This is a genomic window from Methylobacter tundripaludum SV96, assembly GCF_000190755.2.
Classification (GTDB): Bacteria; Pseudomonadota; Gammaproteobacteria; order Methylococcales; family Methylomonadaceae; genus Methylobacter_A; species Methylobacter_A tundripaludum.
Window position 1 is genome coordinate 41,503 of the sequence record NZ_JH109153.1, and the last position, 7,493, is coordinate 48,995.

General features: G+C 44.4%; 4 protein-coding genes. All 4 read right to left on the minus strand.

Going from position 1 to position 7,493, the window contains the following annotated elements:
- Positions 1 to 43: 43 nt before the first annotated feature.
- Entirely contained in the window at positions 44 to 2,044 is a 2,001-nt protein-coding gene (locus tag METTU_RS13370) for a carbamoyltransferase family protein (RefSeq protein ID WP_006892235.1), read from the minus strand.
- 122 nt (positions 2,045 to 2,166) lie between these two features.
- Complete coding sequence (locus METTU_RS13375; RefSeq protein WP_006892238.1) at positions 2,167 to 3,534, minus strand: glycosyltransferase; 1,368 nt, start codon at positions 3,532 to 3,534, stop codon at positions 2,167 to 2,169.
- A gap of 176 nt (positions 3,535 to 3,710) precedes the next feature.
- On the minus strand, positions 3,711 to 4,910 hold the full coding sequence (locus METTU_RS13380; protein WP_150107849.1) for a PepSY-associated TM helix domain-containing protein: 1,200 nt from the start codon (positions 4,908 to 4,910) through the stop codon (positions 3,711 to 3,713).
- 147 nt (positions 4,911 to 5,057) lie between these two features.
- Complete coding sequence (locus tag METTU_RS13385) at positions 5,058 to 7,367, minus strand: TonB-dependent siderophore receptor (RefSeq protein WP_150107850.1); 2,310 nt, start codon at positions 7,365 to 7,367, stop codon at positions 5,058 to 5,060.
- Positions 7,368 to 7,493: the final 126 nt, after the last annotated feature.

Here is a 7,493-nt window from a genome sequence, read left to right on the forward strand (position 1 = left end):
ATCCCTATTGATCATCATTAAACAGCGGCTTTTTATGACAACCCTACAGATTCACCTTTGGCCGCAATACCAGCAATCGATCCGACCACAATCCCGGCAATTCTTCCAAAACCTGCGCTTGCTGCGCCATTGAAAAGCCCAAAATAAACATAAGCCCCCCCACAGACTGATCTCCGTCTGCCGCCTGCAATATTTTGTACCATGCTTCAGACAATACATGCCGCCTGGCGGAATCGTAATTCCAAACCAGCGCGTAACTGAAGCCGCGTTCGCTGTGACTGATATAGCGATCTTCTCTTAGCAATACTGCGGCTTTCGGCAAGCTGACGATTAAACCGGCCAAGTCCTCAGGCTGCCAGTCCTTTTTGCTGGCCAAATAATCGCCCACGACCAGATAATCCAGCCCGGAGGTCAAATAACACACCACGGCATCGTCTAGGCTGTCGACAATAGGTTCGGCATTGTTATTGAACGAGGTATTCAGCAAAATCGGGATACCGGTTTTGCTGCCGAACGCGTCGATCAGCTCCCAATAGCTCGGATTAGCGGCCCGACTTACGGTTTGCAGCCGGGCGCTGCCGTCTACATGGGTGATGGCCGGTAATTGCGCGCGCCATTCCGGTTTGACCTTCAGCACGAATGACATAAAGGGGAAATCGGCATGCTCTGTCGGCACCTCGAAGAAATCCCGCACCCGCTCTTCCAGGATCGACGGTGCAAACGGCCGGTAACCTTCGCGCATTTTGATCATGGCATTGATCGTCTCCTTATGCGAGGCGACACGCGGATCGGCCAAAATACTGCGGTTGCCCAATGCTCTGGGGCCGAACTCGGAACGCCCTTGTACCCATCCGATCACCGCGCCGTCGATCATCAAATCGGCTATCTGTTCCGACCGATTTTGCATTTTTTCAATTTGCAGAAATGAGTCCCAAGACTCTAAAGTAGAGCCGATTTCATTGTCATGAATCGGCGTTCCCCAATAGGCGTGAGAGGTGCGCGCAACAGGCAACTCCGGTTGCATCCGGTGGGCAACATAGGCTGCGGCACCGTAAGCGCAGCCGGAATCGCCGGCAAAAGACGGAAGAAAAACATCCTCAAATAAACCGGAACGGAGAATCTTGCCATTCATGCTGCTGTTTTGGCCGACACCGCCACTGATTACCAGACGAGTGTGACCGGTCACTTGCTGAAAATGACCCAGTATATGAAAAACAATTGTCTCTAACGCTTCTTGTAATGCCGCCGCAATGTCCATGTGGACTTGGGTGAACGGAGCGTCCTTTTGTCTAGGCGTCAATATGCTAAACAGTTCAATGGCACGATCCCGATGCAACGAATAATCGCCGTTTGGCAGTAAGGTATACAATCGCCGAAATGGCTCTTTATATGTTTCACTACAACCGTAAGGCGACAATCCCATCACCTTGTATTCATCGAAATGACTATAACCAAGAAAACGTATCACCTCCCAATATAAAAGCCCTAACGAATCGGCTCCCGGTTTAGTCAATAAATAATCGAAGTGCTTATTGCGGACGTCAATCACATTGGTTGCCACTTCGTCGCCAAGCCCATCTATGGTCAACACCAAGCTATCCTTAAAGCCCGACATATAATAAGCGGTTGCGGCATGCGTAGTATGATGATCGACAAATACAAGTTGCTTATCTTTTAAACAATAATTGAATTCACGCTGAAACAAATAGTTAAAAAATTTACGCGCATCTCCAATTTCATAAAACAAAGGATTATTTAGCTGCTGTTGTTTTAATACTTTATTTAAAGCATCTTCATTGGAATAGACTGCAATATAATCTATATCTTCAAGGTGTATATTTGCTTGATCCAGGCAAAATCGCACTGATAATGCCCATATTTTATTGGTATGCTTAATACGCGTTAATCGCTCTTCTTCGATTCCTGCAATAACGATCCCGTCTTGCATCAATACTGCCGCAGTATCATGATAGGCATGTTCAGATAGCCCGAAATAGGCATCAAACACCGCGTCGCCACCCCCATTTAAACCCAGAACAAACATAGATTTTCCTTAAAAGATAAAGTTATTATTAATTGAAAAGCATATTCGTCAAATTACCATAAGCATAGCGCCCATAATAAAACCAATATACAGAAAATAAAACAGAACTAATTTTTACTCAATTAATCTAAAAAAGGCGGAATATTTTGTTGAGCGATAAAGTTTTCAATGAGCCGTATACCAGGCTTATCATCTTCAATTTCCATAAAATATTTTTGCATTGCCTTTATACGTTCACGAAATTCAGGATTAGCCGTTATTTCTTCTATGAGCTCTTGTAATACTTTTGAGGTAATTGTCTTAAAATCACCTTTAAGACCCAAGCGGTGATAAGTGACTCTTGCCACATTACCGGGCTGATCGAACCATAATGGAAAAACTATCATTGGGACACCGAAAAATATACATTCCTTAACAGAATTAGGCCCACCGTGAGTAATCATTAATGATGCTTTTTTTAATAACTCCAATTGCGGGGCTCTATTAACAATAATCACATTAGAAGGAGCGTACTCAAAATCATCCACACTCAAATTATTACCAATCGAGATCACCCAATTCCATTCAGGCCATTTCATGGATGTTTCTATAACGATACGAAAAAAATCCTCATAATCGGATTTAGCCATAAAAGAAAGAGTACCTAGTGCCACATACACTATAGGCTGGGATTCAGCAACTTTCTCCCAAGGAAAAGAGGATTGCTCTCTATTTAAATCAATTGAAGCTTCAGCATAATACCGCCCTTCTTTTCTGACCCCGGGAAAATCAAATCGTTTCGGAAAAAGAACCAACTCAGGCAGTTTTAATTGAGCCCCCGGCATATCCGTCAGGAAATCAATATCTTTGTGCGAATAGCCGCAATACTTGGCAATTTTTTTTAATTTCCTGGATGAGATTAAATCAAGCCCATTACGAACCAGATATTTTTCATAGCGACTTTTTTTTATTTTATAAATATACCAGGCTAAAATTGTTTTAATTGAAGACCACACCGAACCATCTGAAACCAGATCGGTATGTATTGGCGGCACTGTATTATTACATCCGCCCAACACATCAAAAAAATAGACAACTTTCAGGTTTAACTTATAGAAAAACAAAGCCCAAATAACAGAATCCGACAAAGAGGTTGATACAAGAACTAAATCCGGCTTTAACTCTTTAATTACAAGATTTAACTCCTCATCCCCGCCTGCAATTAAATAATCCAAAAACTCATTAAACCAGAGTGCATGGCTCCTGGCTTCCGACAAATCGGTCGCAGCCGAAGACTGTAATTTCAAATAAACATCTTCAAAGCACCCTTTTGGAAACCATTGTTCATAAATAGATACAAATTTAAAGCCATTGGCGGATATTAAAGGCTTGCAGTCAGCAATGCCTATATAAGTTATTTGGTGACCACGTAACTTCAGTTCTCTAGCCAAGCGTAAACTTGAATTAATAGTACTCACTATAGGAGGAAAGCAAAATACAATATTAGCCATATATAGATAAAATTACATTAGTCAGAAGATAGAATATTATTAATAACCCAATTCCATTGTTTATATAGTTTTGCAGTATCAATTACTAAACTTGCATACATAGACCCGGCAAAAGGGTCTACGCAAAAGACGACCATTGCCATCAGTAATTCCCCCTATTGGAAAAATATAATTCTTTATTTGAATTGATATGTCGCTTCAATCTGCTTGACGCCGTATTTCTTCACCGCGGCTTTACGCTTCTGCAGCCAGCGGATTACACCGGTCACATAAAGTATCAATGGCATCAATCCGGCGATTAAAATAATAAGCTGCCCGGTAAAGCCGAAAGCTTCGCCGGTGTGTAACGGATAAAGCCATTCCACAAAAATATCGCCTGCTGTACGGCTACCGCTTTCCCGCTCATAAATAATTTTGCCGCTGTATTGGTCAAGCCAAAGGCGTCGAAAAGGGGATTTTCTATTCACCTCATCAATCTCCCGCTTGCCGACAACGTAAACGTCTTTTTCATCGCCGGGAAAACCGATATATCGATATTCGCCGCCAGGAAAACGCTTATCTGTAATCGCTTTAACTTCAGCAAGGCTGATCGGTGTTTTATCGCCCGTGGGCACGACACTCCGGCATATCGGATAAGGCTCCATTACCGGTGAAAAAACACTCACCAATCCCCGTCCATACTCAGGGAAGATCAAAAATACGCCGGACAGTATCAAAAACAAAAGAATAAACGACGCATAAAAGCCGAATATTTTGTGTAAGTCGAAGTTGAATCGTTCAAAGCTGGCGTTGCGTTTGATTGTCAGCGCCTGTTTGAGCTTACCGGGATGAGGCCACCATAAAATCAAACCGGTTAAAACCGAAAATAACAGGCCCAAGCCTATAAAACCCACGATATTCATACCGGTTGAGGCTAACCCTAATGAATAGTGTAAGCGCAAAACAAAATCCTTAAACGGGTCACGCCATATCCGTTTAAAATCGATTAACAAACGTTGCCCGGTCACCTCGGCCGTGTAGGGATTAATGAATATCTGATGCCTTTCCGAATATTCCGCATTCGCTGACGGTTGTTCAAACCACAGTTCAAAAGCCAAACCTGAATGTCTTGGAAAACCCAAGCTGTTAGCTTTGCCATTGACCGGCAAGGCTTTCAAGCCCGAAGCAACAATAGCCTCCACGGGTAAATAGCTTTTATTTTCCTGGTCGATCGGAATCGTCATCAGCTTGGCATTTAGCAACTCATCCAACGGTAACTCGAAAGCCAACAAGCTGCCGGTGAGTCCAATCAATACGAATACCGCTCCGGCGAACAATCCAAGATATAAGTGAACCTTGAGCCAGAGTTTACGGCGGGATTTAAGCGTCATATTCATGCTAAAAATTTAATCAAGAGGAGTTACTCTGGTAAGCACCAAATAGCCTATAAAACTCAAGATTGGGTTGCCTGCTATTTGGCAACCCAACATCAATATTTCAAAATGTTGGGTTGCAAAAAGCAGTTATCTAATCAACACAGTTTGCTAGAACTCTAGCTTCACTGATCCAAGGAAGGTACGCGGCGGGTTAATGCCGACCCTAGTGCTCGAATTAGTTCCCTGGTAATAGGTTTTATCGAGCAGATTGTCGGCGTTAAGCTGAAAAGTTACCTTTTTCCCGGCAACTTTCAGACCATAACTTGCTAACAAATTGACAGTTGTATAACCGGGTAGCTGGTAGTCATTCTGATTAGTGCCTTGACTTTGCCCCGAAGCAACCACGCCGCCGCCTAATTTTAATCCGCGTAAACCGGCATTTTGGAATTCGTAGGTATTCCACAAGCTGCCAAAATTTCGAGGTGTGGCAAACATTCGATTACCGGTATCGCCTGGTCCGCCGTTAAAGTCTACGTCCTTGTTAATTTTGGCATAGGCCAAATTCGTATAAGCCCCGATTACTTTCCAGCCGGGTAATATTTCACCGGTCGCTTGAAACTCATAGCCTCGGCTTTCCTGTTCACCAACAGTCCTAGTGATGTTCGGGTTGATGGGATCGGGAACCGGCAGATTCTGTTTGGTTAAATCAAAATAAGCAAAGCTCGCCGATAAACGACCATTAAAGAACTCGGTTTTAGCGCCCAACTCCCATTCCTCTGACGTCTGCGGCGGTAATGCCTGCTGCCCCGGACCGTTAAAAAGACTATTGGATGGGCCGAAGTTTTCACTGTAATTCCCGTACACGGATAGCCATTCCTGGGGTTTCCACAGCAGACCGCCGCGCGGACTGACACGGGCATCTCGAGTCGTGACCATACCAGCCGTAAGGTCACGGCCCACAGCATTGTCATAGCGCAAACCAAAATTGCCGTAAACGTCGAAAGGAAACTTGATCTGATCCTGAAAATACAAACCATACCAATCCATGTTTCTGTTCGAGCCGGGCGTGAAGTTGATATTGGGCGCTGCTGTCAAGTAAGTGGGATTGTAGATATTAAAAGTAGCGCCGGCGGGAAACGCTTGACAACAGGCTCCAGCAAACTGGTTATCAATTGCAAAATAATCAAAGCCCCATAGCATGGTGTGCTTTAACATTGCGGTATCAAATTTGCCCGTTAAATTGAGGGTCGTGTAATACTCTTGTTGTTGCGAGTTGCCGTTGTTAAAACCCCGTTTGCCCATGGGTAAAGCTGAAGGAGCGTTGGCTAGATTACCTGCTGCGTCTGGCTTCCCTGAAAAGAACGTAAAATCCTGAGCTGCATCAAAAAATTCAGCACCAAAACGATGGCTGAATTTCCATTCATCGTTGAACTTATGCGACCAATCAAAACCCACATAGGTTCTATCGCCAACGTTTTTGTTGTTAAAGGGATCGGCGACTTGGAGGTTTCTGGAAACAGGCGCGGGGCGATTGCCCACCACCGGAATGCCTGAATCTATCGTGTTATCAAAATGGTTGTATTCGATGTTCATATTGGCCTGAGTTCGATCGGAAATATTCCAAGTAAGACTCGGCGCAAAGAAAACACTATCTGTTTTCACAAAATCGCGGAAAGAATTGGCATTTTCATACGATAAATTGACCCGATAAAGCAGTTTGTCATCGGGCGTGATTGCGCCGGTTGAATCGGCAGTAGTTCGATAGCGATCGTAAGAACCGAATTGTTGCTGTATGGAATGGTAAGGGGTTGCTTGCGGCCTTTTGGTGACCAGATTAATAACGCCGCCGGGGTCGCTGCGTCCATACAGAATAGAACCGGGGCCTTTCAGCACTTCAATGCGCTCGACATTTGCGGTTTGACGTCCCGCGTCACTGGCGCCAAATCCGGCAGGCAGAAGAAAGCCGTCCCGATATAAATTAGTAGTTTGAAAGCCCCGCGTCATAAAAGTTTCGTTAAGTCCACCACTCGAAAAACCGGGCTGTACTCCGGCTACGTTTTTCAAAGCGTCTTCAACTCTTATAACCTGTTGGTCTTGAAAAACCTGTTGTGACACGACCGCCACCGAATAAGGCGTTTCCATAATCGGCGTATCGGTTTTGGTGGCAGTGGAAGCGTTGGTGACTTTGTAAGCCGTTGGGTCGTCGTCTGTCTTGGCTGTTCCAACCACTGTCATCGCTTTCAATGTGGTGGCTTGGGCGGACTGTGAACTTTGCGCTGAGGAATCCGCCGCCAGCGCAATCGCATCGTTATCCGTATGACGATAAGTAATGCCGGAACCGCCTAAAAGTTTTTGTAAAGCCTGATCTGCTGTGTAACTGCCGGAGAGCGGCTTGGACTTAATATCTTTAACTAACGCTGCCGGATAGCTCAATTGGTTGCCGGTTGTTTCCGAAAAGGCAACCAATGACGCCGCCATATTCTGGCCTGGAATATTAAATTTAAAGACTTTTGAATTTCCATCGACGTCTGCGCGTCCCGGAAGCGCATGGCATAACATTAAGATAAAAAAAGCGCTAAAAAAATAGGTCTTAATTTTTCGATC